This window comes from Flavobacterium macrobrachii, from assembly GCF_014486675.1.
Lineage (GTDB): Bacteria > Bacteroidota > Bacteroidia > Flavobacteriales > Flavobacteriaceae > Flavobacterium > Flavobacterium macrobrachii.
This window is the reverse complement of sequence record NZ_JACTAC010000004.1, coordinates 17,307-40,308: the sequence shown is the minus strand read 5'-3', so window position 1 is coordinate 40,308 and position 23,002 is coordinate 17,307. Positions and strand designations below refer to the sequence as shown.

General features: G+C 34.0%; 35 protein-coding genes. 32 read left to right on the top strand and 3 right to left on the bottom strand.

Features of this window, described 5'->3' with window-relative positions; all coding sequences use genetic code 11:
* Positions 1–4: 4 nt before the first annotated feature.
* The 31 genes from rplB (at position 5) to IAI56_RS01945 (ending at position 18,451) form a co-directional block, all read left to right on the top strand.
* Positions 5–829, top strand: a complete 825-nt coding sequence (rplB, locus tag IAI56_RS02095; RefSeq protein WP_169523151.1) for a 50S ribosomal protein L2 — start codon at positions 5–7, stop codon at positions 827–829.
* A 10-nt stretch (positions 830–839) separates the two neighbouring features.
* Positions 840–1,118: a 30S ribosomal protein S19 gene (rpsS, locus tag IAI56_RS02090; RefSeq protein ID WP_007136562.1), complete on the top strand. Its 279-nt coding sequence runs from the start codon at positions 840–842 to the stop codon at positions 1,116–1,118.
* A gap of 6 nt (positions 1,119–1,124) precedes the next feature.
* The gene (rplV, locus tag IAI56_RS02085) at positions 1,125–1,535 is read left to right on the top strand and encodes a 50S ribosomal protein L22 (protein WP_169523150.1); all 411 of its coding nucleotides are present in this window, start codon (positions 1,125–1,127) and stop codon (positions 1,533–1,535) included.
* 5 nt (positions 1,536–1,540) lie between these two features.
* Entirely contained in the window at positions 1,541–2,296 is a 756-nt protein-coding gene (rpsC, locus tag IAI56_RS02080; RefSeq protein ID WP_187656289.1) for a 30S ribosomal protein S3, read from the top strand.
* Between the two features lie 18 nt (positions 2,297–2,314).
* On the top strand, positions 2,315–2,740 hold the full coding sequence (gene rplP, locus IAI56_RS02075) for a 50S ribosomal protein L16 (protein ID WP_131476292.1): 426 nt from the start codon (positions 2,315–2,317) through the stop codon (positions 2,738–2,740).
* A gap of 12 nt (positions 2,741–2,752) precedes the next feature.
* Positions 2,753–2,944 (top strand): 50S ribosomal protein L29, encoded by a 192-nt coding sequence (gene rpmC, locus IAI56_RS02070; protein ID WP_187656288.1) that lies wholly within the window; start codon positions 2,753–2,755, stop codon positions 2,942–2,944.
* A gap of 19 nt (positions 2,945–2,963) precedes the next feature.
* Positions 2,964–3,221: a 30S ribosomal protein S17 gene (gene rpsQ, locus IAI56_RS02065; protein WP_169523147.1), complete on the top strand. Its 258-nt coding sequence runs from the start codon at positions 2,964–2,966 to the stop codon at positions 3,219–3,221.
* 2 nt (positions 3,222–3,223) lie between these two features.
* A complete protein-coding gene (rplN, locus tag IAI56_RS02060) occupies positions 3,224–3,592 on the top strand; it encodes a 50S ribosomal protein L14 (RefSeq protein ID WP_007803649.1) in 369 nt (122 codons plus the stop codon).
* Between the two features lie 12 nt (positions 3,593–3,604).
* Positions 3,605–3,919, top strand: coding sequence for a 50S ribosomal protein L24 (gene rplX / locus IAI56_RS02055; protein ID WP_187656287.1), 315 nt, complete (start codon positions 3,605–3,607; stop codon positions 3,917–3,919).
* A gap of 2 nt (positions 3,920–3,921) precedes the next feature.
* On the top strand, positions 3,922–4,473 hold the full coding sequence (rplE, locus tag IAI56_RS02050; protein WP_169523145.1) for a 50S ribosomal protein L5: 552 nt from the start codon (positions 3,922–3,924) through the stop codon (positions 4,471–4,473).
* Positions 4,474–4,476: 3 nt separating this feature from the next.
* A complete protein-coding gene (rpsN, locus tag IAI56_RS02045) occupies positions 4,477–4,746 on the top strand; it encodes a 30S ribosomal protein S14 (RefSeq protein WP_169523144.1) in 270 nt (89 codons plus the stop codon).
* Positions 4,747–4,849: 103 nt separating this feature from the next.
* Positions 4,850–5,248 (top strand): 30S ribosomal protein S8, encoded by a 399-nt coding sequence (gene rpsH / locus IAI56_RS02040; RefSeq protein ID WP_169523143.1) that lies wholly within the window; start codon positions 4,850–4,852, stop codon positions 5,246–5,248.
* 14 nt (positions 5,249–5,262) lie between these two features.
* Positions 5,263–5,805 carry a 50S ribosomal protein L6 gene (rplF, locus tag IAI56_RS02035; RefSeq protein WP_187656286.1) on the top strand — a complete coding sequence of 181 codons (543 nt, stop codon included), beginning with the start codon at positions 5,263–5,265 and terminating at the stop codon, positions 5,803–5,805.
* Between the two features lie 11 nt (positions 5,806–5,816).
* Positions 5,817–6,170, top strand: a complete 354-nt coding sequence (gene rplR / locus IAI56_RS02030) for a 50S ribosomal protein L18 (protein WP_187656285.1) — start codon at positions 5,817–5,819, stop codon at positions 6,168–6,170.
* A 3-nt stretch (positions 6,171–6,173) separates the two neighbouring features.
* Positions 6,174–6,698 carry a 30S ribosomal protein S5 gene (rpsE, locus tag IAI56_RS02025; RefSeq protein ID WP_169523170.1) on the top strand — a complete coding sequence of 175 codons (525 nt, stop codon included), beginning with the start codon at positions 6,174–6,176 and terminating at the stop codon, positions 6,696–6,698.
* 12 nt (positions 6,699–6,710) lie between these two features.
* The gene (rpmD, locus tag IAI56_RS02020) at positions 6,711–6,893 is read left to right on the top strand and encodes a 50S ribosomal protein L30 (RefSeq protein ID WP_169523140.1); all 183 of its coding nucleotides are present in this window, start codon (positions 6,711–6,713) and stop codon (positions 6,891–6,893) included.
* 12 nt (positions 6,894–6,905) lie between these two features.
* Complete coding sequence (rplO, locus tag IAI56_RS02015; protein ID WP_187656284.1) at positions 6,906–7,358, top strand: 50S ribosomal protein L15; 453 nt, start codon at positions 6,906–6,908, stop codon at positions 7,356–7,358.
* A gap of 11 nt (positions 7,359–7,369) precedes the next feature.
* On the top strand, positions 7,370–8,713 hold the full coding sequence (gene secY, locus IAI56_RS02010) for a preprotein translocase subunit SecY (RefSeq protein ID WP_187656283.1): 1,344 nt from the start codon (positions 7,370–7,372) through the stop codon (positions 8,711–8,713).
* A gap of 5 nt (positions 8,714–8,718) precedes the next feature.
* Positions 8,719–8,934: a translation initiation factor IF-1 gene (infA, locus tag IAI56_RS02005; RefSeq protein ID WP_007136545.1), complete on the top strand. Its 216-nt coding sequence runs from the start codon at positions 8,719–8,721 to the stop codon at positions 8,932–8,934.
* Between the two features lie 10 nt (positions 8,935–8,944).
* Positions 8,945–9,061: a type B 50S ribosomal protein L36 gene (ykgO, locus tag IAI56_RS02000; protein WP_002987490.1), complete on the top strand. Its 117-nt coding sequence runs from the start codon at positions 8,945–8,947 to the stop codon at positions 9,059–9,061.
* 2 nt (positions 9,062–9,063) lie between these two features.
* Positions 9,064–9,438, top strand: a complete 375-nt coding sequence (gene rpsM / locus IAI56_RS01995) for a 30S ribosomal protein S13 (RefSeq protein ID WP_187656282.1) — start codon at positions 9,064–9,066, stop codon at positions 9,436–9,438.
* A gap of 8 nt (positions 9,439–9,446) precedes the next feature.
* Positions 9,447–9,830, top strand: coding sequence for a 30S ribosomal protein S11 (gene rpsK, locus IAI56_RS01990; RefSeq protein ID WP_121312869.1), 384 nt, complete (start codon positions 9,447–9,449; stop codon positions 9,828–9,830).
* Positions 9,831–9,910: 80 nt separating this feature from the next.
* Positions 9,911–10,516 carry a 30S ribosomal protein S4 gene (gene rpsD / locus IAI56_RS01985; protein ID WP_187656281.1) on the top strand — a complete coding sequence of 202 codons (606 nt, stop codon included), beginning with the start codon at positions 9,911–9,913 and terminating at the stop codon, positions 10,514–10,516.
* Between the two features lie 21 nt (positions 10,517–10,537).
* A complete protein-coding gene (locus tag IAI56_RS01980; protein ID WP_121312871.1) occupies positions 10,538–11,530 on the top strand; it encodes a DNA-directed RNA polymerase subunit alpha in 993 nt (330 codons plus the stop codon).
* Between the two features lie 63 nt (positions 11,531–11,593).
* Positions 11,594–12,103, top strand: coding sequence for a 50S ribosomal protein L17 (gene rplQ, locus IAI56_RS01975; RefSeq protein ID WP_187656280.1), 510 nt, complete (start codon positions 11,594–11,596; stop codon positions 12,101–12,103).
* Between the two features lie 251 nt (positions 12,104–12,354).
* Entirely contained in the window at positions 12,355–13,476 is a 1,122-nt protein-coding gene (gene carA / locus IAI56_RS01970) for a glutamine-hydrolyzing carbamoyl-phosphate synthase small subunit (RefSeq protein WP_187656279.1), read from the top strand.
* A 272-nt stretch (positions 13,477–13,748) separates the two neighbouring features.
* Positions 13,749–15,041 carry a phosphopyruvate hydratase gene (gene eno / locus IAI56_RS01965; RefSeq protein ID WP_187656278.1) on the top strand — a complete coding sequence of 431 codons (1,293 nt, stop codon included), beginning with the start codon at positions 13,749–13,751 and terminating at the stop codon, positions 15,039–15,041.
* 123 nt (positions 15,042–15,164) lie between these two features.
* Entirely contained in the window at positions 15,165–15,449 is a 285-nt protein-coding gene (locus IAI56_RS01960) for a DUF493 family protein (RefSeq protein WP_187656277.1), read from the top strand.
* Between the two features lie 2 nt (positions 15,450–15,451).
* Positions 15,452–16,165, top strand: a complete 714-nt coding sequence (locus tag IAI56_RS01955) for a DUF4290 domain-containing protein (RefSeq protein WP_187656321.1) — start codon at positions 15,452–15,454, stop codon at positions 16,163–16,165.
* 106 nt (positions 16,166–16,271) lie between these two features.
* The gene (murA, locus tag IAI56_RS01950; protein ID WP_187656276.1) at positions 16,272–17,579 is read left to right on the top strand and encodes a UDP-N-acetylglucosamine 1-carboxyvinyltransferase; all 1,308 of its coding nucleotides are present in this window, start codon (positions 16,272–16,274) and stop codon (positions 17,577–17,579) included.
* 104 nt (positions 17,580–17,683) lie between these two features.
* Entirely contained in the window at positions 17,684–18,451 is a 768-nt protein-coding gene (locus tag IAI56_RS01945; protein WP_187656320.1) for a sulfite exporter TauE/SafE family protein, read from the top strand.
* On the opposite strand, the gene IAI56_RS01940 is transcribed toward IAI56_RS01945, so the two are convergent.
* The 3 genes from IAI56_RS01940 to IAI56_RS01930 form a co-directional block, all read right to left on the bottom strand.
* Positions 18,448–20,907, bottom strand: coding sequence for a DUF5686 and carboxypeptidase regulatory-like domain-containing protein (locus tag IAI56_RS01940; RefSeq protein ID WP_187656275.1), 2,460 nt, complete (start codon positions 20,905–20,907; stop codon positions 18,448–18,450). The genes IAI56_RS01945 and IAI56_RS01940 overlap by 4 nt on opposite strands.
* Before the next feature lie 60 nt (positions 20,908–20,967).
* Positions 20,968–21,381, bottom strand: a complete 414-nt coding sequence (gene aroQ / locus IAI56_RS01935) for a type II 3-dehydroquinate dehydratase (RefSeq protein ID WP_187656274.1) — start codon at positions 21,379–21,381, stop codon at positions 20,968–20,970.
* Positions 21,382–21,456: 75 nt separating this feature from the next.
* A complete protein-coding gene (locus tag IAI56_RS01930) occupies positions 21,457–21,993 on the bottom strand; it encodes a porin family protein (protein ID WP_187656273.1) in 537 nt (178 codons plus the stop codon).
* A 267-nt stretch (positions 21,994–22,260) separates the two neighbouring features.
* On the opposite strand from IAI56_RS01930, the gene IAI56_RS01925 reads away from it, so the two are divergent.
* The gene (locus IAI56_RS01925) at positions 22,261–22,872 is read left to right on the top strand and encodes an outer membrane protein (RefSeq protein WP_187656272.1); all 612 of its coding nucleotides are present in this window, start codon (positions 22,261–22,263) and stop codon (positions 22,870–22,872) included.
* The last annotated feature ends 130 nt before the right edge of the window (positions 22,873–23,002 follow it).

The window sequence follows — 23,002 nt, the reverse complement described above, 5'->3', positions numbered from 1 at the left end:
GAAAATGTCAGTTAGAAAATTAAAACCTATTACCCCTGGTCAGCGTTTTAGAGTTGTGAATGGTTTTGACGCCATCACAACTGATAAGCCGGAGAGATCTTTGATCGCACCGATAAAAAACTCAGGTGGTAGAAATAGTCAAGGAAAAATGACCATGCGTTATACTGGCGGTGGTCACAAACAAAGGTATCGTATCATTGATTTCAAAAGAACTAAAGTTGGAGTTCCAGCTACAGTGAAATCAATTGAATATGATCCGAACAGAACGGCTTTTATCGCATTACTTTGGTATGCTGATGGAGAAAAAACGTATATTATTGCTCAAAATGGTTTACAAGTTGGGCAAACTGTAGTTTCTGGTGAAGGTGCAGCTCCTGAAATTGGAAATACTTTGCCTTTGAGCAAAATTCCATTAGGAACTGTAATATCTTGTATTGAATTACGTCCAGGTCAAGGTGCTACGATAGCTCGTTCGGCTGGAACATTTGCTCAGTTAATGGCAAGAGATGGAAAATATGCAACAATAAAAATGCCATCAGGTGAAACAAGATTAATCTTGTTGACTTGTTCAGCTACAATTGGAGCAGTTTCTAACTCAGATCACCAATTGATTGTATCTGGAAAAGCAGGTAGAAGCAGATGGTTAGGAAGAAGACCAAGAACAAGACCAGTTGCTATGAACCCGGTTGATCACCCAATGGGTGGTGGAGAAGGACGTTCGTCTGGAGGTCATCCACGTTCTAGAAAAGGTTTACCAGCTAAAGGTTATAGAACTCGTTCTAAAGTTAACCCGAGCAACAAGTATATTGTAGAACGCAGAAAGAAATAATTAGATAGACATGGCACGTTCATTAAAAAAAGGACCATTTGTTCACTATAAATTAGATAAAAAAGTTCAGGAAAACATTGCTGGAGGAAATAAAGGAGTTGTTAAGACATGGTCTAGAGCTTCAATGATTACACCAGATTTCGTTGGACAAACTATCGCAGTTCACAATGGTCGTCAATTTGTTCCAGTTTATGTAACTGAGAACATGGTAGGACACAAATTAGGAGAGTTTTCACCAACAAGATCTTTTAGAGGTCATGCTGGAGCAAAAAATAAAGGTAAAAAATAAGAAGCAATGGGAGTTCGTAAAAGAGAAACTGCAGACGCAAGAAAAGAGGCTAACAAGTCTATAGCATTTGCTAAATTAAACAATTGCCCTACTTCACCTAGAAAAATGCGCTTAGTAGCAGACTTGGTAAGAGGTCAAAAAGTGGAAAGAGCTTTAAATATATTAAGATTTAGCTCAAAAGAAGCTTCAAGAAAGTTAGAAAAACTTTTGTTATCTGCAATCAACAATTGGGAGCAGAAAAATGCAGAAGGAAATGTAGCTGAAGCAGGCTTATTTGTTAAAACAATCACTGTAGATGGTGGAATGATGTTGAAAAGACTTCGTCCAGCTCCACAAGGAAGAGCACACAGAATTAGAAAACGTTCAAATCACGTAACAATCGTATTAGGACAATTAGATAACACACAAAGCAATTAATAAAGATGGGACAAAAGACAAATCCAATTGGAAACAGACTTGGGATCATCAGAGGATGGGATTCAAACTGGTATGGTGGAAATGATTACGGTGATAAAATTGCCGAAGATTATAAAATCAGAAAGTATATCCATGCTCGTTTATCAAAAGCTAGTGTATCAAAAGTAATTATTGAGAGAACTTTGAAACTTGTAACCGTTACTATCACTACTGCAAGACCTGGTATTATTATCGGGAAAGGTGGACAAGAGGTAGACAAGTTGAAAGAAGAACTTAAGAAAATTACTGACAAAGAGGTTCAAATTAACATCTTTGAAATTAAAAGACCAGAGTTAGATGCTTATTTAGTTGCAACAAGTATTGCTCGTCAAATCGAAAGCCGTATTTCATACAGAAGAGCTATAAAAATGGCTATCGCAGCAGCAATGCGTATGAATGCAGAAGGTATTAAAGTTTTGATTTCGGGTCGTTTGAATGGTGCTGAAATGGCACGTTCAGAACAATTCAAAGAAGGTAGAATTCCTCTATCAACTTTCAGAGCCGATATTGATTATGCTTTAGGAGAAGCTCATACTGCTTATGGTAGAATGGGAATTAAAGTATGGATCATGAAAGGTGAGGTTTACGGAAAACGTGATTTATCTCCACTAGTTGGAATGGATAAAAAACAAGCTTCTGGCGGAAAAGGTGGCGATTCTTCTAAAGGAGATAGAAAACCTTACAACAAAGGTGGTAAACCAGATGCACGTAAAAGAAAGTAATTTTTAAACTAAAGAAAAATGTTACAGCCTAAAAGAACAAAATACCGTAAGGTACAGAAAGGTAGAATGAAGGGCGTTTCTCAAAGAGGACACGAACTTTCTAATGGAATGTTTGGAATTAAATCAGTACATGAAACCGGAATGTTCTTAACTTCACGTCAAATCGAAGCTGCGCGTATCGCTGCAACTCGTTTTATGAAAAGAGAAGGACAATTATGGATTAAAATTTTCCCAGATAAACCAATTACCAAAAAACCTCTAGAGGTTCGTATGGGTAAAGGAAAAGGAGCCGTTGAATATTGGGCTGCTGTTGTTAAACCAGGAAAAATCATGTTTGAAGTTGGTGGAGTTCCGCTTTCTGTTGCTAAAGAAGCTTTGCGTTTAGCAGCACAAAAACTTCCAGTAAAAACTAAGTTTGTAGTTGCTAGAGATTTCGAAGCATAATCAAAAAATATTATGAAACAATCAGAAATTATCAGTCTATCTACAGCTGAGTTACAAGTAAAACTTGCTGAGTTGAGAAAAGCTTATTTAGATTTAACATCTACACACGCTATTTCTCCAATCGCTAATCCACTTCAAATTAGAAGTGCAAGAAGAGCCGTTGCTAGAGTAGCAACTGAGCTAACTAAAAGAGAGTTACAATAATTGTATGCTAGCTGAAAAGATGGAAAAAAGAAATTTAAGAAAAGAAAGAATAGGTGTTGTTACTTCAAACAAGATGGATAAATCTATTGTTGTTGCTGAAGAAAGAAGAGTAAAACATCCATTATATGGTAAGTTCGTGTTGAAAACTAAAAAATATCATGCACACGACGAAAAAAATGACTGTAACATTGGTGATACAGTAAAGATCATGGAAACACGACCTTTATCTAAAACAAAATGTTGGAGATTAGTTGAAATCATTGAAAGAGCTAAGTAATTATGGTACAACAAGAATCGAGATTAAAAGTAGCAGATAACACAGGAGCAAAAGAAGTTTTGACTATCCGTGTTTTAGGAGGAACGAAACGTCGTTATGCCTCTGTTGGAGATAAAATTGTAGTATCAATCAAAGATGCAACACCAAACGGAAACGTTAAAAAAGGTGCTGTTTCTACTGCAGTTGTTGTACGTACCAAAAAAGAAGTGAGAAGAGCTGATGGTTCTTATATTCGTTTCGATGACAATGCATGTGTTCTTTTGAACGCTGCAGGAGAAATGAGAGGAACTCGTGTTTTTGGTCCGGTTGCAAGAGAACTTCGTGAAAAACAATTCATGAAAATTGTATCATTAGCACCAGAAGTGCTTTAATTCGTTAGTAAGATGATAAAGCTAAAAATAAAATCAGGAGACATTGTAACAGTTATCGCAGGAGACCACAAAGGTTCTGAAGGTAAAGTTGTTAGTGTTGACCGTGAAAAAAACAAAGCAATCGTTGAAGGTGTAAACATGGTTTCAAAACATACAAAACCAAGTGCAAAAAAACCTCAAGGAGGAATTGTTAAGAAAGAAGCTCCTATTCATATTTCAAACTTGGCTTTGATAGATCCAAAATCTAAAAAGGCTACTAAAGTGGGTATCAAAGTAGAAGGAGATAAGAAAGTGAGATTTTCAAAAAAATCTAATCAAGTATTATAGTTATGGCATATACACCTAGACTTAAACAAGAATATAAGGACAGAGTAATTGCTGCCCTTAAAGAAGAGTTCGGATACAAAAACGTAATGCAAGTTCCAAAATTGGAAAAAATCGTTTTAAGCCGTGGAGTTGGAGCAGCAGTATCTGATAAAAAATTAGTTGACTATGCAGTTGATGAGTTAACGAAAGTTACTGGACAAAAAGCAGTGGCTACTATTTCTAAAAAAGACGTTGCGTCTTTCAAATTGAGAAAAGGTATGCCAATTGGTGCAAAAGTTACTCTTAGAGGCGAAAGAATGTATGAGTTTTTAGATAGACTTATTACTTCGTCTTTACCACGTGTAAGAGATTTTAATGGTATCAAGGCAACTGGTTTTGACGGAAGAGGTAATTACAACCTTGGAGTTACTGAACAAATTATTTTCCCAGAAATTGATATTGATAAAGTAAACAAAATCTCAGGTTTGGATATTACATTTGTAACATCTGCAAACACAGACAAAGAAGCAAAGTCATTATTGGCTGAATTAGGTTTACCTTTTAAAAAGAATTAAGACATGGCTAAAGAATCAATGAAAGCCCGTGAGGTTAAAAGAGCTAAAACGGTAGCTAAGTACGCTGAGAAAAGAAAAGCTTTATTAGAAGCTGGAGATTACGAAGGGTTACAAAAATTACCAAAAAATGCTTCACCAGTTCGTATGCACAATCGTTGTAAATTAACAGGAAGACCAAGAGGTTATATGCGTCAATTCGGTATTTCACGTGTAACATTCCGTGAAATGGCTAATCAAGGTTTAATACCAGGAGTAAAAAAAGCTTCTTGGTAGTTTCGTAAAAAGTTATTACTTTTGCAAACCAAAAAATAATTTAACTGGTTAAAGGTTCATTTAGTGAGTACTTTTTGAAAACCATAACCGCAAATTTATACATATGTATACAGATCCAATTGCAGATTATCTTACGAGAGTTAGAAATGCAGTAATGGCAAACCATAAAGTGGTTGAAATTCCAGCGTCTAACTTGAAAAAAGAAATCACAAAAATTTTATTTGATCAAGGATATATCCTTAGTTACAAATTTGATGATACCACAGTTCAAGGTACCATCAAAATTGCTTTGAAGTACGATAAAGATACAAAAGAGCCAGTAATTAGAGATATCCAAAGAATTAGTAAACCAGGTTTACGTAAATATGCAGGTGCTGCTAAATTACCTAGAATCCTTAACGGATTAGGAATTGCTATTGTTTCAACTTCAAAAGGTCTTATGACTGGGAAACAAGCTAAGCAATTAAATGTTGGTGGAGAAGTAATTTGTTACGTATACTAATAAACAGTTAAACAATGTCAAGAATAGGTAAAAATCCAATTTCAATTCCTGCAGGTGTAACTGTTGAAGTTAACGAAAACACAGTTACTGTAAAAGGAAAATTAGGTCAACTTTCACAAGATTACTCAGATGTAACTATTAAAGTTGAAGAAGGTCAATTAACAGTTGAAAGATCTTCTGATAATAAAGAACAAAGAGCAAAACACGGATTATACAGATCTTTAATCAATAACATGATTGTAGGTGTATCTGATGGTTTTACAAAAGAATTAGAATTGGTTGGAGTTGGTTATAGAGCTTCAAACCAAGGTCAAAAATTAGACTTAGCGTTAGGTTTTTCTCATAATATTGTTTTAGAAGTTGCTCCAGAAGTAAAATTAGAAACAATTTCAGAAAAAGGAAAAAATCCAATCGTAAAGTTAACTTCTCATGACAAACAATTAATCGGACAAATCGCTGCAAAAATCAGAGGTTTCCGTAAACCAGAACCTTACAAAGGAAAAGGAGTTAAGTTTGTTGGTGAAGTATTAAGAAGAAAAGCAGGTAAATCAGCGTAAAAATTAGCATTATGTCATTAACAAAAACTGAAAGAAGACAAAGAATTAAATTCAGAATCAGAAAGATTGTTAGCGGTACTACTGCTAAACCAAGATTATCTGTATTCAGAAGTAATAAAGAAATCTATGCACAACTAATTGATGATGTGAATGGTGTAACTTTATTAGCAGCTTCATCGAGAGATAAAGGAATAGATAACAAAGGTACAAACGTTGAAGTTGCAGCTGCAGTTGGAAAACTTGCAGCAGAAAAAGCGTTAAAAGCCGGGATTGATACTGTAACTTTCGACAGAGGAGGTTATTTATACCACGGTCGTATTAAATCATTAGCAGAAGGCGCTAGAGCCGCTGGACTTAAATTCTAATATATTATGTCTAAATACAAAAATGTAGAATTAGTAAAACCTAGCGGTCTTGAATTAAAAGATCGTCTGGTAAGTGTAAATCGTGTTACCAAAGTAACTAAAGGAGGTAGAGCTTTTGGCTTTTCTGCTATTGTTGTTGTAGGTGATGAAAACGGTGTTGTAGGTCACGGATTAGGAAAATCTAAAGATGTTTCAGAAGCAATTGCAAAAGCAGTTGAAGATGCAAAAAAGAATTTAGTTAGAATTCCTTTAAGTGGTCAATCAGTACCTCACGAACAAAAAGGTAAATTTGGTGGAGCAGCGGTATATTTAATGCCTGCATCTCATGGTACAGGAGTTATTGCTGGTGGTGCTGTTCGTGCAGTACTTGAATCAGTAGGTATTCACGATGTATTATCAAAATCTCAAGGTTCATCAAACCCTCACAATGTGGTTAAAGCTACTTTTGATGCTTTATTACAAATGAGAAGTGCTTATACTGTTGCAAAACAAAGAGGTATTTCTTTAGAAAAAGTATTTAAAGGTTAATTCAAGGAAATTATGGCAAAGATATTAGTAAAACAAGTAAGAAGTCAAATCAACTGTCCGTTGACACAAAAGAAAACTTTAGTAGCTCTTGGGCTTAAAAGGTTAGGACAAGTTGTTGAGCATGATTCAAATCCTGCTATCCTTGGAATGGTAAATAAAGTTAAACACTTGGTTTCTGTAGAAGAAACTAAATAACAAATTATAGTTATGAATTTAAGTAACTTGCAACCAGCTGAAGGTTCAACACACAATCAAAATAAAAGACTAGGTAGAGGAGAAGGTTCTGGAAAAGGTGGTACTGCTGCACGTGGTCACAAAGGAGCAAAATCTCGTTCAGGTTATTCTAAAAAGATTGGTTTTGAAGGAGGTCAAATGCCACTTCAAAGACGTGTACCTAAGTTTGGTTTTAAAAATATTAATCGTGTTGAGTACCAAGGTGTAAATCTTGATACTTTACAAGCTTTAGTAGATAATGGTTTAGTAACAGATACAGTAGATTTTACTGCTTTAGTAGAAAATAGATTAGCTACTAAAAATGAAGTTGTTAAAATATTAGGAAGAGGAGAGTTAAAAGCAAAATTAAAAGTAACCGCTCATAAATTTACTGCTACTGCAAAAGCCGCTATCGAAGCTGCTGGAGGTGAAGCTGTAACATTATAATTCTATAAACAATGAAGAAGTTTTTTGAATCATTAAATAATGTTTGGAAAATAGAAGAACTAAAAAATAGAATTCTAATTACATTAGGTTTGTTATTAGTTTACCGATTTGGAGCACATGTTACTTTACCAGGTATTGATGCGACTCAATTGAATAGCTTAGCAGGACAAACAGAACAAGGTATTGGATCAATACTTGATATGTTTACTGGTGGAGCTTTCTCAAAAGCATCTGTATTTGCCTTAGGTATCATGCCTTACATCTCGGCTTCAATTGTAGTACAATTAATGGGTATTGCTATTCCATACCTACAAAAGCTTCAGAAAGATGGTGAAAGCGGAAGAAAAAAGATAAATCAAATCACTAGGTGGTTAACAATCGCTATTACTTTAGTTCAAGGTCCAGGTTATATCTATAACTTGTACAGAACTTTGCCTAGTAGTGCATTCCTTTTAGGTTTTGATTCTTTTTCATTCTTGTTTTCATCGGTTTTAATTCTTACTACAGGTACAATTTTTGCCATGTGGTTAGGTGAAAAAATTACTGATAAAGGTATTGGAAACGGTATTTCACTTTTAATTATGGTTGGTATTTTAGCAAGACTTCCTCAAGCTTTACTTCAGGAGTTTACATCTAAAGTGACTAACAATAATGGTGGTCCAATGCTTCTTGTTTTTGAAATAGTGGTATGGTTATTAGTAATAATTGCTTGTGTACTTTTAGTAATGGCTGTTAGAAAAATTCCTGTACAGTATGCACGTCGTACGACAGCAGGAGATTTTGAACAAGATATGTTAGGTGGAAACAGACAATGGATTCCATTAAAATTAAACGCATCAGGAGTAATGCCAATCATTTTTGCTCAAGCAATTATGTTTATTCCTGCGGCTTTAGCTGGTCTTTCAAAATCTGAAACTTCTCAGTCTATAGCAGGTGAGTTTAGTAATATGTTTGGTTTTTGGTACAATTTTGTATTTGCATTGTTAATATTAATATTTACTTATTTCTATACAGCAATTACAGTACCAACAAACAAAATGGCCGATGATTTAAAAAGAAGTGGTGGTTTTATTCCTGGTGTAAAACCAGGTGTTGAAACATCCGATTTTCTTGATAAAATTATGTCATTAATAACATTCCCTGGTGCATTATTTCTTGCTTTAATTGCTGTGTTCCCAGCTATAGTAGTAAGCTTAGATGTACAACAATCTTGGGCAATGTTCTATGGAGGTACTTCGCTAATCATTATGGTTGGTGTTGCTATCGATACTATTCAACAAATAAATTCTTATTTATTGAATAAACACTATGATGGATTGATGAAAAGTGGTAAAAATAGAAAAGCAGTAGCTTAATTTTTATGGCAAAACAATCAGCAATAGAACAAGACGGATCAATAATTGAAGCATTGTCAAATGCTATGTTCCGTGTAGAATTAGAAAATGGACATATTGTAATTGCTCATATTTCAGGAAAAATGCGTATGCATTACATCAAATTATTACCTGGTGATAAAGTGAAATTAGAAATGAGCCCTTATGATTTGTCAAAAGCAAGAATTACTTATAGATACTAAAGCTACTAATATGAAAGTAAGAGCATCAGTTAAAAAAAGAAGTGCCGAGTGCATTATCGTGCGTCGCAAAGGAAGATTGTACGTGATTAATAAAAAGAATCCTAGATTTAAACAAAGACAAGGATAGTTATGGCAAGAATAGCAGGGGTAGACATCCCAAAAAACAAAAGAGGAGTTATCGCTTTAACCTACATCTTCGGAATTGGTAAAAGTAGAGCAATTGAGATTTTAGAAAAAGCTCATGTAAGCCAAGATACTAAAGTTCAAGATTGGAATGATGAGCAAATTGGAGCAATCCGTGATGCTGTATCATATTACAAAATTGAAGGTGAACTTCGTTCAGAAGTTTCATTACACATCAAACGTTTAATGGACATTGGATGTTATAGAGGAATTCGTCATAGAGTTGGTCTTCCATTAAGAGGTCAAAGAACTAAGAACAACTCTAGAACAAGAAAAGGTAAAAGAAAAACTGTTGCTAACAAGAAAAAAGCAACTAAATAATAAGTAATATGGCTAAAGCAACTGCAAAAAAACGTAAAGTTATCGTTGAATCAACGGGTGAAGCTCATATTAATGCAACTTTCAATAATATCATCATTTCTTTGACAAACAAAAAAGGTGAAGTTATCTCTTGGTCTTCAGCTGGTAAAATGGGCTTCAGAGGTTCTAAAAAGAACACTCCATACGCAGCTCAAATGGCAGCAGAAGATTGTGGAAAAGTTGCTTTAGAAGCTGGTCTTAAAAAAGTAAAAGTTTATGTAAAAGGTCCAGGTAACGGACGTGAGTCTGCTATCAGATCTATTCATAACTCAGGAATTGAAGTAACAGAAATTATTGATGTTACTCCAATGCCACACAATGGATGTCGTCCTCCTAAAAGACGTAGAGTATAATTATAGTATAACAAAGATAGAAATCAGATTATCGAAGGATTTGACCTGAATTCATAATCTCTATCTAAAAACAATTTAAAATGGCAAGATATACTGGTCCAAGTACAAAAATTGCTCGTAAATTTGGCGAAGCAATATTCGGAGAAGACAAAGCCTTCGAAAAAAGAAATTATCCTCCAGGACAACATGGGTTGGCTAAAAAAAGAGGTAAAAAATCTGAATATGCTGTTCAGTTAATGGAAAAGCAAAAAGCTAAATATACTTATGGTATTTTAGAAAAGCAATTCAGAAATTTGTTCGAAAAAGCTGCAGCTTCTAAAGGTGTAACAGGTGAAATCCTTTTACAATTATGTGAAGCTCGTTTAGATAATGTAGTTTACAGAATGGGTATTGCATCTTCAAGAAGAGCAGCAAGACAAATCGTTTCTCACAGGCACATTACGGTTAATGGAGAGTTAGTAAACATCCCGTCATACCACTTAAAAGCAGGTGATAAAGTTGCTGTACGTGAAAAATCTAAATCAGTTGAAGCTATTGAACGTTCATTAGCTAATTCTTCACACGTTTATGAGTGGATTACTTGGAACAACGATACGAAAGAAGGAACTTTTGTTTCAGTTCCTGCAAGATTGCAAATCCCAGAAAACATCAAAGAACAATTAATCGTTGAGTTGTACAACAAATAATAATTGACATCAGTCTAAATTATGGCAATATTTAATTTTCAGAAGCCCGATAAAGTTATCATGATCGATTCAACCGATTTTGAAGGTAAGTTTGAATTCAGACCTTTAGAACCTGGTTACGGATTGACAGTTGGTAATGCACTTAGAAGAGTTTTACTTTCTGCTCTAGAAGGTTATGCAATCACTTCGGTTCGTATCGAAGGTGTTGAGCATGAATTCTCTACTATTTCAGGAGTTGTTGAAGATGTTACCGAAATTATCCTTAATCTTAAACAAGTACGTTTCAAACGTCAAATTGAAGATGTAGATAACGAAACAGTTTCTATCTCAATCTCAGGAAAAGACCAAATTACTGCTGGTGATTTTCAAAAATTCATCTCTGGTTTTCAAGTATTAAACCCAGAATTAGTAATTTGTAATCTTGATAGTAAAGTTAACCTAAACATGGAATTAACTATAGAAAAAGGACGTGGTTATGTTCCTGCAGAGGAAAACAAAAAACAAAACGCAGCAATTGGTACTATATTTACAGACTCAATTTTTACACCAGTAAAAAATGTAAAATATGCTATTGAAAATTTCCGTGTTGAGCAAAAAACAGATTATGAAAAATTAGTTTTCGAAATCAAAACTGATGGTTCAATCAATCCAAAAGATGCTTTAACAGAAGCTGCCAAAGTTCTAATTCACCACTTTATGTTATTCTCAGATGAGAGAATTACTTTAGAAGCTGATGAAATTGCTCAAACAGAATCATACGATGAAGAATCATTACACATGCGTCAGTTGTTAAAAACTAAACTTGTTGACATGGACTTATCAGTAAGAGCTTTAAACTGTTTAAAAGCAGCCGAAGTTGATACACTTGGAGATCTTGTATCTTTCAACAAAAATGACCTTATGAAATTCCGTAATTTTGGTAAAAAATCGCTAACTGAGTTAGACGAATTAGTTGCCAACAAGAACTTAACTTTCGGAATGGATTTAGGAAAATACAAATTAGATAAAGAATAAATTACTTCATATTTTGCGCTCCGATAGCGGATTGAAGCAAGATGAAGGTTAAAAAAAAACGTCATGAGACACGGAAAAAAAGTAAATCATTTAAGCAGACAGACTGGACATAGAAAATCTATGTTAGCTAATATGGCTTGTTCACTTATCGAACACAAACGTATTGATACAACTGTTGCCAAAGCAAAAGCGCTAAAACAATTCGTAGAGCCGCTAGTTACAAAGTCAAAAGAAGACACTACTCATAATCGTCGTATTGTTTTCGCTTACCTACGTAACAAATATGCAGTTACAGAGCTTTTTAGAGAAGTAGCAGCAAAAGTAGGCGATCGTCCAGGTGGTTATACTCGTATCATCAAGTTAGGAAACCGTCTTGGAGATAATGCTGATATGGCAATGATTGAGCTAGTTGATTTCAACGAACTTTACAATGGTGGTAAAAAAGAAGAGAAAAAATCTAAAAGCCGTCGTGGTGGAAAAAGCAAAAAAGCAGAAACAACTGCTCCAGCTGCTGAAACTCCAGCACCATCTGCTCCAGAAACTGCTTCAGAAGAAACTCCAAGTGCAGAATAATGAATACAAATTCATAAATATAAAGGATAAACAAATTTTTGTTTATCCTTTTTTTTTTTGCAGCGAATCTTCTGGAAATACCAGCAAACCATTTTCCCGCTTTTCGTTACAATCTTGCCTTAAAAAGGCAAGGATTTCCACTACAATCGGGGCTAAAGAAGAAACAAATGGAATGTTTATAAACTTTAATAAATCGATTTTATAATTAAATACGAATACTCTAAATTTGCAACTACAACAACTAACTACAAATGAAATACACAACACGACCACAAGCACTACTACTACTAGCTGACGGAACCATTTTTTACGGAAAATCAATTGGAATTTCTGGAAAAACTTTTGGAGAAGTATGTTTCAATACTGGAATGACAGGATATCAAGAAATCTTTACCGATCCATCTTATTTTGGACAAATAATGGTTGCCACCAATCCGCATATCGGAAATTACGGAGTCAACGCCGAAGAAGTAGAATCAGAAAAAATTATGATTTCTGGATTAGTTTGTAAAAATTTTAGTTTCAATCACTCTCGTCCAAATTCAGAAAGTAATCTATATGACTATTTCGAAAAACAAAATCTAATCTGTATTTCTGATGTTGATACTCGAGCTTTGGTAAGTTACATTCGCGATAATGGTGCGCAAAACGCTGTTATTTGCACCGATGGAACTCCAATCGACGAATTAAAAGAATTATTGATTAATGTTCCAGATATGAAAGGTTTGGAATTAGCTTCCAAAGTTTCGGTTAAAGAACCTTATTTTTTTGGTGATGAAAATGCTACTTATAAAATCTCAGCATTGGATTTAGGTATCAAAAGAAACATTCTAAGAAATCTAGCTAAAAGAGACTGTTACATAAAAGTTTTTCCATACAACGCAACTTTTGATGAGTTGCAATCATTCAATCCAGATGGTTATTTCTTGTCAAATGGTCCAGGCGATCCTGAGCCTTTAGAAGGTGTGATTAATGTGGCAAAGCAAATCATTAATTCTGATAAACCTGTTTTTGGCATTTGTCTTGGGCATCAAATTATTGGTTTAGCAAATGGAATTTCTACTTATAAAATGTTCAATGGACATCGAGGAATTAATCATCCAATTATGAACGTATTGAGCGGAAAAGGAGAAATCACCTCTCAAAATCATGGTTTTGCTGTAAATAGAGAAGAACTTGAAAACCATGCCGATGTAGAAATTACACATTATCATTTGAATGACAATACAGTTGCCGGAATGCGAATGAAATCGAAGTCGTGTTTCTCGGTTCAATATCATCCAGAAGCAAGTCCTGGACCACACGATTCGTCGTATCTTTTTGATGAATTTGTTGCCAACATCAAAAAAGCCAATAGTTTACAAACGGTTTAAGATTTATCAATTAGACCCGATTGAAGTGGAAATCCTGTCATTGCGTTTTAAATTTTTGATGAGATTGCCTCGTTCCTCGCAATGACAGATTGAAACGAAAAGCGGGAAAATGGATTACTGAAACTAACCAAGTCATTCGCTTCATAAAAACTGAATTACACTAAAACGTTTGCGTTAATAACATTAGCGGAAATTGTGAAATTGATAAAAAAAGATAGAATATATTTGTAATTATTCTTAAAACAAACCATAAAAATCTAATATCATAAAATATGAGCATTATTATCAAAGTACATGCAAGACAAATTTTGGATTCAAGAGGAAATCCTACTATTGAAGTTGATGTGGTAACTGAAAACGGCGTTCTTGGTCGTGCTGCTGTTCCATCTGGAGCTTCAACAGGCGAACACGAAGCAGTTGAATTGCGCGATGGCGGAAAAGCATTTATGGGTAAAGGCGTTTTGAAAGCGGTTGAAAATGTAAATACTAAAATTGCTCCCGAGTTGTTAGGAGTTTCAGTTTTTGAACAAAACCATATCGATCAATTAATGATTGAATTGGATGCTACGCCAAATAAATCAAGTCTTGGAGCAAACGCAATTTTGGGAGTTTCGTTAGCTGTTGCAAAAGCAGCCGCTAATGAGTTAGGATTGCCTTTATATCGTTATATTGGTGGAGTTTCTGCCAATACATTACCAGTTCCAATGATGAATATTATCAATGGTGGTTCACACTCTGATGCACCAATCGCGTTTCAAGAATTCATGATTATGCCGGTAAATGCAACTTCTTTTACACACGCAATGCAAATGGGAACGGAGATTTTCCATAATTTGAAAAAAGTATTACACGATAGACATCTTTCTACAGCGGTTGGTGACGAAGGTGGTTTTGCACCAAATCTTGCTGGTGGAACAGAAGATGCTTTAGATACAATTAAAAAAGCGGTTGAAAACGCAGGTTATAAATTTGGCGACGAAATTATGATTGCTCTTGATTGTGCAGCTTCTGAGTTTTATGTTGACGGAAAATACGATTACACAAAATTTGAAGGAGAAACAGGAAAAGTGAGAACGTCAAAAGAACAAGCTGAATATTTAGCTTCTCTAGCTACTAATTATCCAATTATTTCTATCGAAGACGGAATGTATGAAGATGATTGGGAAGGTTGGAAATATTTAACAGAATTGGTTGGCGATAAAGTACAATTGGTTGGAGATGATTTGTTTGTAACTAATGTGGAACGTCTTTCTACTGGAATTGAAAAAGGAATTGCCAATTCAATTTTAGTAAAAGTAAATCAAATTGGAACTTTGACTGAAACAATTGCTGCTGTAAATATGGCGCATAATGCTGGTTATACTTCAGTAATGTCGCACCGTTCAGGAGAAACTGAAGACAATACAATTGCAGATTTAGCAGTAGCTTTAAACTGTGGTCAAATTAAAACTGGTTCAGCTTCGCGTTCAGATCGTATGGCAAAATACAATCAATTACTTCGTATTGAAGAAGAACTAGCAGATACAGCTTATTTTCCTGGTGTGAAAGCATTTAAACAGAAGTAAAATTGTTTAGATAAAATTTAAGCCTGACTTTTTTTAAAGTCAGGTTTTTGTTTTAACAGCATTTTTATAAATATAATTTTTTATGAAATCATAATTGTATATTTGCTTTTATTTTTACTATCAATGGATAAAAAAACCGAAGAATTTTATAGCAGACTGCGTGAAGAATTGAACAATACTTCCGTTTGGCCGAGTGAATATTTATATAAATTTATTGTACCAACCGATAAAAAAAAGATTGAAGAAGTCGAAAATGCTTTCGACAATCTTGGTGCTGTTATTCAAACTACACAATCAAAAACCGGAAAATACACTAGTCTTTCCGTGAATGTTACTATGGAAAACCCAGAACAAGTAATTGAAAAATATATTGAAGTTTCTGATATTGAAGGGATAATTTCGCTTTAAAAATTATGGAAAAATACATCAAAGAAAATGCAAATGATGTGGTACATCACCTAGAATATAATGCCGAAAGAACGCATTTGATTATTCCAGAATATGGTCGCCATTTACAAAAACTTATCGATCAAGCAACCGAAATTGCTGATAGAGACGAACGTAACAAAGCCGCCAAATACATCATTCAAGTAATGGGAAGTTTAAATCCACATTTGCGCGATGTTCCCGATTTTCAACATAAGCTTTGGGATCAAATTTTCATCATGTCCGATTTTAGATTGGATGTCGATTCGCCTTACCCAGTTCCAACTCGGGAAGTTATCAACTTAAAACCAGAACGATTAGCGTATCCTCAAAAAAATCCAAAATATCGGTTCTACGGTAATAACATTAAATACATGATTAATGTAGCAAATAGTTGGGAAGAAGGCGAAATGAAAAGTGCATTGGTAAAAGTAATTGCCAATCACATGAAAAAATCCTACCTAAGTTGGAACAAAGATACTGTTACTGATACCGTGATTTTTGAGCATTTATATGAACTATCCGATGGAAAATTAAATTTGTTGCAAAGCGCAGAAGAGTTGTTGACCACAACAGACATAATGCGAACCAACAAAAAAACATCCAACAAAAATATGCCGCAGAATGCAAAAATCAAAAACAACAAAAACGGCAAAAAACCTTTTGTAAAAAATAACAATAAAAATCCAAAGTCTTAATTGTATACTGTAGAAATGTATAATGTAATCCTATAATTAAATTATACACATTCCAGTATACAACTTACATTTATACAATTTACTATTATACATTATACAGAAAGAAATGGGAACATTCAAAATAGAAGGCGGAATTCGATTAAAAGGTGATGTAACGCCACAAGGAGCAAAAAACGAAGCACTACAAGTTTTATGTCCAGCTTTATTAACTTCAGAAAAAGTTAGAGTTACTAATATTCCTGATATTATGGACGTTAATAAATTAATTACATTACTTGGAAATCTTGGTGTAAAAATCCAAAAAAATGGTCCAGGAGATTATACTTTTCAAGCCGATGAAGTAAACATTGATTACCTAAAAACCGAAGCTTTCAAAAAAGAAGGTGGAAGTTTAAGAGGTTCCATTATGATTGTTGGTCCGCTTTTGGCTCGTTTTGGTTGTGGTTACATTCCAAAACCTGGTGGTGACAAAATCGGTCGTCGCCGTTTGGATACACATTTTGAAGGTTTTATTAATCTTGGAGCAAAATTCCGTTACGAAAGAGAAGACCATTTTTATGGAGTTGAAACCGATGGAAAGCTAAAAGGAACGTACATGCTGCTTGACGAAGCATCGGTAACTGGAACAGCAAACATCGTTATGGCTGCAGTTTTAGCCGAAGGAACAACAACAATTTACAACGCAGCTTGCGAACCTTATTTGCAACAGTTGTGTAAAATGTTGAACTCAATGGGTGCAAAAATTACTGGAGTTGGTTCTAACTTGTTAACGATTGAAGGTGTAGAAAGTCTTGGCGGTTGTGAGCACCGAATTCTTCCAGATATGATTGAAATCGGTTCTTGGATTGGTCTTGCGGCGATGACAAGAAGTGAAATCACCATCAAAAATGTTTCATGGGATAATCTTGGAGTAATTCCAAGTGTTTTTAGAAAATTAGGAATTACACTTGAGCGTAGAGGTGATGATATTTATATTCCAACACACGAAAACTATGAAGTAAAAACAGATATTGACGGTTCTATTCTTACTATCGCTGATGCGCCTTGGCCAGGATTTACTCCCGATTTGTTGAGTATAGTTCTCGTTACTGCTACTCAAGCCAATGGCGATGTGTTAATTCACCAAAAAATGTTTGAAAGCCGTTTGTTCTTCGTGGATAAACTAATTGATATGGGCGCAAAAATTATGCTTTGTGATCCGCATCGTGCCGTAGTTATGGGACATAATTTCCAATCACAATTGAAAGCAACAGTAATGAGTTCGCCAGATATTAGAGCTGGAATTTCCTTATTAATTGCAGCACTTTCTGCTAAAGGAACATCAACCATTCAAAATATAGAACAAATCGATAGAGGTTACGAACGAATTGACGAACGATTAAGAGCTTTAGGCGCAAATATCGTTAGAGTTTAAAACCAAAAAAAAATAGTTATCAACCATTAAGGTGTTAAGTTTCATTAAGTTTTTCTTAATCTTCTTAATTTCTTAATGGTTTTTAGTTTTTTACTATCATGATCATAGAAACCTACATAATTGTTATTCTTTGTATTGCTTCATTTTTTGCAGGATTTGTTGATGCTATCGTAGGCGGTGGCGGTTTAATTCAAACGCCAGTAACGATGATATTGTTGCCACAATTGTCTGTGGCGAATGTTATTGGTTCTCTAAAAATCCCAGCATTCAGCGGAACAAGTTTTGCCGCTTTTCAATACTTAAAAAAAGTAACTATGAACTGGAAATTACTAGCCACAATGGCAATAGTTGCTTTTGGTTCTGCATTTTTTGGTTCTTATTTGTTGACCAAAGTGAGTAACGATTTTATGAAACCATTGCTCTTAGTGGTTTTGATTGGTATAGCCATTTATACTTTTGCCAAAAAGAACTTTGGACAACATCAAGAAAAAGATTTTAGTCAAAAAAAACAACTATTTCTAGCCATTGCTATTAGTATAGTTATTGGTTTCTACGATGGATTTATTGGTCCAGGAACAGGAAGTTTTTTGGTTCTAGGTTTCGTAACTATTTTAGGTTTTGATTTTCTTCATGCTTCTGCCAATGCCAAAATGGTCAATCTGGCAACTAATTTTGGCTCGATTTGTCTTTTTGTTTTAAAAGGAAAAATCATTTGGGCAATTGCTATTCCAATGGCGTTCTGCAATGCACTTGGCGGATTTATCGGTGCAAAATTGGCAATAAAAAAAGGAAATGCCTTCATTAGAAAGTTTTTCCTTTTTGTAGTAATCCTAACGTTAATCCGTTTTGGATATGATGTGTTTTTTATTTAAAAATTAATTCCAAACATTACGCCATCGCCTTGAAATCCGCCTTGATAAGAGCGAACATAATCCACTCGGAATATCCTAACTTTTCCAAAACCAAGGTTGCTCAAACCAACCGAAAACTCTTGATAAGGCTTTCTGTCTGGAACTGCCAAGTTTTTAAACCCAAGCATCAATTTTGATTGCAGTTTGTTCAACAACGGAATTTTATTCATGATATAACCTTTGTCGTTGTGTTCAAAATGTGTTTCTAAATAACTGTCATTTGTACTTGCAGCATAATACGGCAAAAGGTTAAACGAATTGATAAACGATGTTCCAATCGAAACGTGCGTTTCATTTCCATTAAAATGTTTATAATCTACAAATGAAATGTTTTCCGCATTAAAAAACTTTCCTGCTCTTATGTTAATTCCAGTTTCACCTTTGTTGCCAAGGGTTAAGTTTTGGGTAATTCTTGCCGTTACTTTATCATAATTATAGTTGTCATTATTGGAAGCAAATCCTTTTTCATATCCAAAAAGAAGTGTTGGATATTTGTCATTTCCAAGGTTGTATTTTCCATCAGGACGCGTGATGTATTCTTGCCCAAATTTAATTCTACCAGCAATATTCAGTTTTACTAAATTGTGTCTGTCGATAGCTGCAACAGTTTCGTCTAGTGGCAATAACGGATTATTGGAAGTATATAAATCGTCATTTTTAATCAAAGTATAATCAGTAGTGTTGAAAAGCGGTTTTCTTTCTGCATATTCAACAGCCGCAGTCATGTTCAACCCATTGAAAACTTCTCTCGAAAAACTTGCCGTTGCAAAATTCTTTTCATACAATTTCATGTAATTGTCTTTGAAAAACAAGGTGCTTACGGTATTTACTAATTTTGAAATTGGCTCTTCAGGATTGAACTGATTAACCGAATTCCCTCCAAAAACCGTAAGATAGGATTTTGATTTATTACTCAATTTTGCCGAAAAATAAGCCGTTGGTCGAAACGCTTCATCCGAAAAACCATAACCAACATTAGTTCCAAATTGATAATAGGTGTTTTTGTCTTCATTTCTTTTGAAGAAAGACAAACCAACGCTGGTATTCCAACCTTGAACCGTATTGAAACTAGTGTTCAAAGCTGGTCCATTATAATTGATAGTCCATTTTTTATAGGAATTCGAATAAGAATAACCATTCAAAACATCCATTATACCAAATTTATTTCTCTTGGCATCTATAGAATCTAGATAAACTTTTGACTTTTTCTTTTCTTGAAGCGCATCTTTTTTGGCATAATCCTTAACTTCTTCATCAGTTAATGGAACTGGACGAATGGTTTGCCAAAAACTATCTTCTTTTTTATTAGCATTTTCTTCAAAACGGATAACTTCGGCAGTAAACGTTTTCTTCTCAAATTGCTCTGGAAACTCAAAATTAGAAAATACATAAGTAAATCCGCCCGACATATTTACCCCAAACATTCCAGCATCAAAATCAAGAGTTTGTGTGTTTTTTGTCCAAATCTTAGTGTTATTATTGTAGCTAAAACTTTGTTTTAAATTCAACGTATTCAACGCAGGATTTTGCATTTGCTTTCCAGTCAAGGATACATCAACAGCATAAACAGCATAAGTATCATCAACAATATAGATATAACCCGACATTACAGGCTCGGTTTCTCTTCGAGGTATGATTTTAATTTTATTAACTTGTTGTCGATTTTCTGTAAAAAAAGAACCTTCAAATTTGTATTTATAGTAATTAAATGCATTATCAGCAATTGGCGAAACTACATTAGCATCAAATTCTAAATAGTTTTCATAAAAATCAAAATTAGCCGATGAAGCGCTGTTAAAACTAAACCCACTATCATTGCCACTAACTTTTGAGGCTAGAATTACTTCTTTCAACTTATCAGGTTTTTGGAACGTAACTTTTGAAACCGTTTCAGATAAATATAAAATTCCACTTCGAGTTGAATCGATTACTTCATCAAAAAAATCTAGCTTTTGTCCCAAAATAGTTTTCGGTAAATTCTTCACCCTAAAAATACCTCTTGAGTAAAAATCGGCCGTGTATTTACCAGTTTTTTTAGAATTTTCCTTTTTGTTTTTGATAGCATTTCGAATAATTTCATTCGCCGGATTATCATTAATATTAACAACAACTTCGTTCAACGAAATTTCTTCTTCCAGCAAAACAATGTCCAATGGCTGTAAATTTTCATTAACATCTACAACCTGTTTAGCGGTTTTATAACCCAGATATTGAAAAATAACAACATGCTTTCCGGGCGTTTTAATATTGAGTTCAAATTTTCCTAACTCATTTGAAGTCGTAGCATTATAAGTGTTTTCTTCAAAAATATTGACAAACGGCAGTGGCTTTCCGTTTACATCTTTCACAACACCTTTAATTTGGGCTTGTGAAATAATGGCAAAGAATAAAAATAGTAGCGTAAAGTTTTTTTTCATGAAAGAGAATTTAGATTTTAATTGATAGACGAATAAAAATGTAAAAGGGTTGCATTACTTTTACAAAAACGATTGTAAAGCTAATTCATAACTTTTCATTCCAAAACCAATTATTATTCCTTTAACATTTGGCGAAATAAAAGAATGATGCCTAAATTCTTCTCTAGCAAAAGTATTACTGATGTGAACTTCAATCACTGGAGTTGTTATCGCTTTCACGGCATCGGCTATCCCAACAGAAGTATGTGTATAAGCCGCAGCATTCAAGATAATACCATCATAACTAAACCCAACTTCCTGAATTTTATCAATCAATTCGCCTTCAATATTACTCTGAAAATACGCCAATTCAACAGCAGGAAATTCAACTTTCAATTGATTATAATAATCCTCAAAAGTTTGACTACCATAAATTTCAGGCTCACGTTTTCCTAGTAAGTTTAAGTTCGGACCGTTGATGATAATAATTTTCATATAAAGTATTTTGAGTAAAAATAAAAAACCGCTGCCAATTGGACAACGGTTTATACAAATAACTTCTAAATCAGTTTAAAATCGATACCCAACCGATAATTGGATAACTCTATTAGTCACTTCAGCATCTTTATTCGCCTCAGTCAAACCCATAACATATCTCGCTTGCGCAAAAAAGTTGTCAGTAATATTATAACCCAAACCTACAGCTCCAGCAAAATCAAAACTTTCTGCCTCAAACTGATCTTCAACATTTTGATCTACTAAAAACGAAAACTGCGGTCCAGCTTCTAAACTCAACTTCTTACTCGTTAAATAAAATTTAGCCAAAACAGGAACAGTAACATAGTTATAATTAATCTCCTTAATTCCTGCCTCATCAACTTTCGTTCCTTGCGAAGAATACAAAAGCTCTGGCTGTAACGATAAATTCTCAAGCAAACTTATTTCTGCAACAGCTCCAAAATGAAAGCTAGTATAAGTAGAACCATCAACTCCATCACCTTCAAGAGTAGAAAAGTTAGCACCAGCCTTTAAACCAAACTTTAACATCTGAGCATTTACCGTGTTCATCCCGAAACACAATAACATAACAAACAAAATTTTCTTCATGTTTTTCAAAATTTATAGTGATACAAATATAAACGTAAAACATCCTAATTTTGTATAGTACTTTTAGTATATTTTCCCTAAAAACCATACTTTTTCAAAATATCCCTTTTTTGTTAAAAACCTTGATTTATTTCTAATCAATTGTAAACAAACTATTTTAATGTTAAAAACTGTTGATAACCTTGTTAATAACTGTAAAGCACCCCTTAATTCTTATTAAATTAAAAATATAAATTTGGTATACTTAAATTTTAAAATTAAACAAACATGAAAAAAATTATTTTAAGTGTAGCGGCAATTTTCGCATTCGGATTTGCTAACGCTCAAGACAAAGCTGCTTCAGAAGGTTTTGCTAAAGGAGATGTATTTATTTCTGGTTCAGTAGGAATTTCATCTTCAAAAACAGGTGATTCCAAAGAAAACAACTTAAGTTTCTCTCCAAGAGCTGCTTACTTTGTAGATGACAACATCGCTCTAGGTTTAGCAATTGGTTACGAAACTCAAAAAATTGATGATGGTGCTTCTGCTACTAACACTCAAACTTCTTTTGGTGCTTTCGGTCGTTACTATGTAACTCCATCTTCTAAATTTTCTTTATTTGCACAATTAGGTGTAGACATTACATCTAACAATTCTGAATTCGAAGTTGAATTAGATGGTACTGTTAATGCTGTAGACACAGAGAGCAAAGGATTTAACATTGGTTTTGCTCCAGGTTTCCACTACTTTGTTTCTGACAAATTTGCTTTAGAAACTTCAATCGGTGTTTTAGGATACTCTTCTGACGATAACGGAGGAAACGGTGTTGACAAAACAAATACTTTTGATTTAGGTTTAGACTTTAGCAATGTAATGTTTGGTCTTACATACAAATTCTAATAACCAGAGTTAATTAATAAATTAAACCTCTCCATTCGGAGAGGTTTTTTTATGCAATAAAATCAAATCAAAATAATACCAATTTCTTTTAATACTATTTAGCTTCAAGCTAATATCTATTAGAGTTAAA

Coding starts and splice junctions, on each gene's coding strand:
- rplB (WP_169523151.1), top strand. CDS start 5: ATGTCAGTTAGAAAATTAAAACCTATTACCCCTGGTCAGCGTTTTAGA.
- rpsS (WP_007136562.1), top strand. CDS start 840: ATGGCACGTTCATTAAAAAAAGGACCATTTGTTCACTATAAATTAGAT.
- rplV (WP_169523150.1), top strand. CDS start 1,125: ATGGGAGTTCGTAAAAGAGAAACTGCAGACGCAAGAAAAGAGGCTAAC.
- rpsC (WP_187656289.1), top strand. CDS start 1,541: ATGGGACAAAAGACAAATCCAATTGGAAACAGACTTGGGATCATCAGA.
- rplP (WP_131476292.1), top strand. CDS start 2,315: ATGTTACAGCCTAAAAGAACAAAATACCGTAAGGTACAGAAAGGTAGA.
- rpmC (WP_187656288.1), top strand. CDS start 2,753: ATGAAACAATCAGAAATTATCAGTCTATCTACAGCTGAGTTACAAGTA.
- rpsQ (WP_169523147.1), top strand. CDS start 2,964: ATGGAAAAAAGAAATTTAAGAAAAGAAAGAATAGGTGTTGTTACTTCA.
- rplN (WP_007803649.1), top strand. CDS start 3,224: ATGGTACAACAAGAATCGAGATTAAAAGTAGCAGATAACACAGGAGCA.
- rplX (WP_187656287.1), top strand. CDS start 3,605: ATGATAAAGCTAAAAATAAAATCAGGAGACATTGTAACAGTTATCGCA.
- rplE (WP_169523145.1), top strand. CDS start 3,922: ATGGCATATACACCTAGACTTAAACAAGAATATAAGGACAGAGTAATT.
- rpsN (WP_169523144.1), top strand. CDS start 4,477: ATGGCTAAAGAATCAATGAAAGCCCGTGAGGTTAAAAGAGCTAAAACG.
- rpsH (WP_169523143.1), top strand. CDS start 4,850: ATGTATACAGATCCAATTGCAGATTATCTTACGAGAGTTAGAAATGCA.
- rplF (WP_187656286.1), top strand. CDS start 5,263: ATGTCAAGAATAGGTAAAAATCCAATTTCAATTCCTGCAGGTGTAACT.
- rplR (WP_187656285.1), top strand. CDS start 5,817: ATGTCATTAACAAAAACTGAAAGAAGACAAAGAATTAAATTCAGAATC.
- rpmD (WP_169523140.1), top strand. CDS start 6,711: ATGGCAAAGATATTAGTAAAACAAGTAAGAAGTCAAATCAACTGTCCG.
- rplO (WP_187656284.1), top strand. CDS start 6,906: ATGAATTTAAGTAACTTGCAACCAGCTGAAGGTTCAACACACAATCAA.
- secY (WP_187656283.1), top strand. CDS start 7,370: ATGAAGAAGTTTTTTGAATCATTAAATAATGTTTGGAAAATAGAAGAA.
- infA (WP_007136545.1), top strand. CDS start 8,719: ATGGCAAAACAATCAGCAATAGAACAAGACGGATCAATAATTGAAGCA.
- ykgO (WP_002987490.1), top strand. CDS start 8,945: ATGAAAGTAAGAGCATCAGTTAAAAAAAGAAGTGCCGAGTGCATTATC.
- rpsM (WP_187656282.1), top strand. CDS start 9,064: ATGGCAAGAATAGCAGGGGTAGACATCCCAAAAAACAAAAGAGGAGTT.
- rpsK (WP_121312869.1), top strand. CDS start 9,447: ATGGCTAAAGCAACTGCAAAAAAACGTAAAGTTATCGTTGAATCAACG.
- rpsD (WP_187656281.1), top strand. CDS start 9,911: ATGGCAAGATATACTGGTCCAAGTACAAAAATTGCTCGTAAATTTGGC.
- IAI56_RS01980 (WP_121312871.1), top strand. CDS start 10,538: ATGGCAATATTTAATTTTCAGAAGCCCGATAAAGTTATCATGATCGAT.
- rplQ (WP_187656280.1), top strand. CDS start 11,594: ATGAGACACGGAAAAAAAGTAAATCATTTAAGCAGACAGACTGGACAT.
- carA (WP_187656279.1), top strand. CDS start 12,355: ATGAAATACACAACACGACCACAAGCACTACTACTACTAGCTGACGGA.
- eno (WP_187656278.1), top strand. CDS start 13,749: ATGAGCATTATTATCAAAGTACATGCAAGACAAATTTTGGATTCAAGA.
- IAI56_RS01960 (WP_187656277.1), top strand. CDS start 15,165: ATGGATAAAAAAACCGAAGAATTTTATAGCAGACTGCGTGAAGAATTG.
- murA (WP_187656276.1), top strand. CDS start 16,272: ATGGGAACATTCAAAATAGAAGGCGGAATTCGATTAAAAGGTGATGTA.
- IAI56_RS01940 (WP_187656275.1), bottom strand. CDS start 20,907: ATGAAAAAAAACTTTACGCTACTATTTTTATTCTTTGCCATTATTTCA.
- aroQ (WP_187656274.1), bottom strand. CDS start 21,381: ATGAAAATTATTATCATCAACGGTCCGAACTTAAACTTACTAGGAAAA.
- IAI56_RS01930 (WP_187656273.1), bottom strand. CDS start 21,993: ATGAAGAAAATTTTGTTTGTTATGTTATTGTGTTTCGGGATGAACACG.
- IAI56_RS01925 (WP_187656272.1), top strand. CDS start 22,261: ATGAAAAAAATTATTTTAAGTGTAGCGGCAATTTTCGCATTCGGATTT.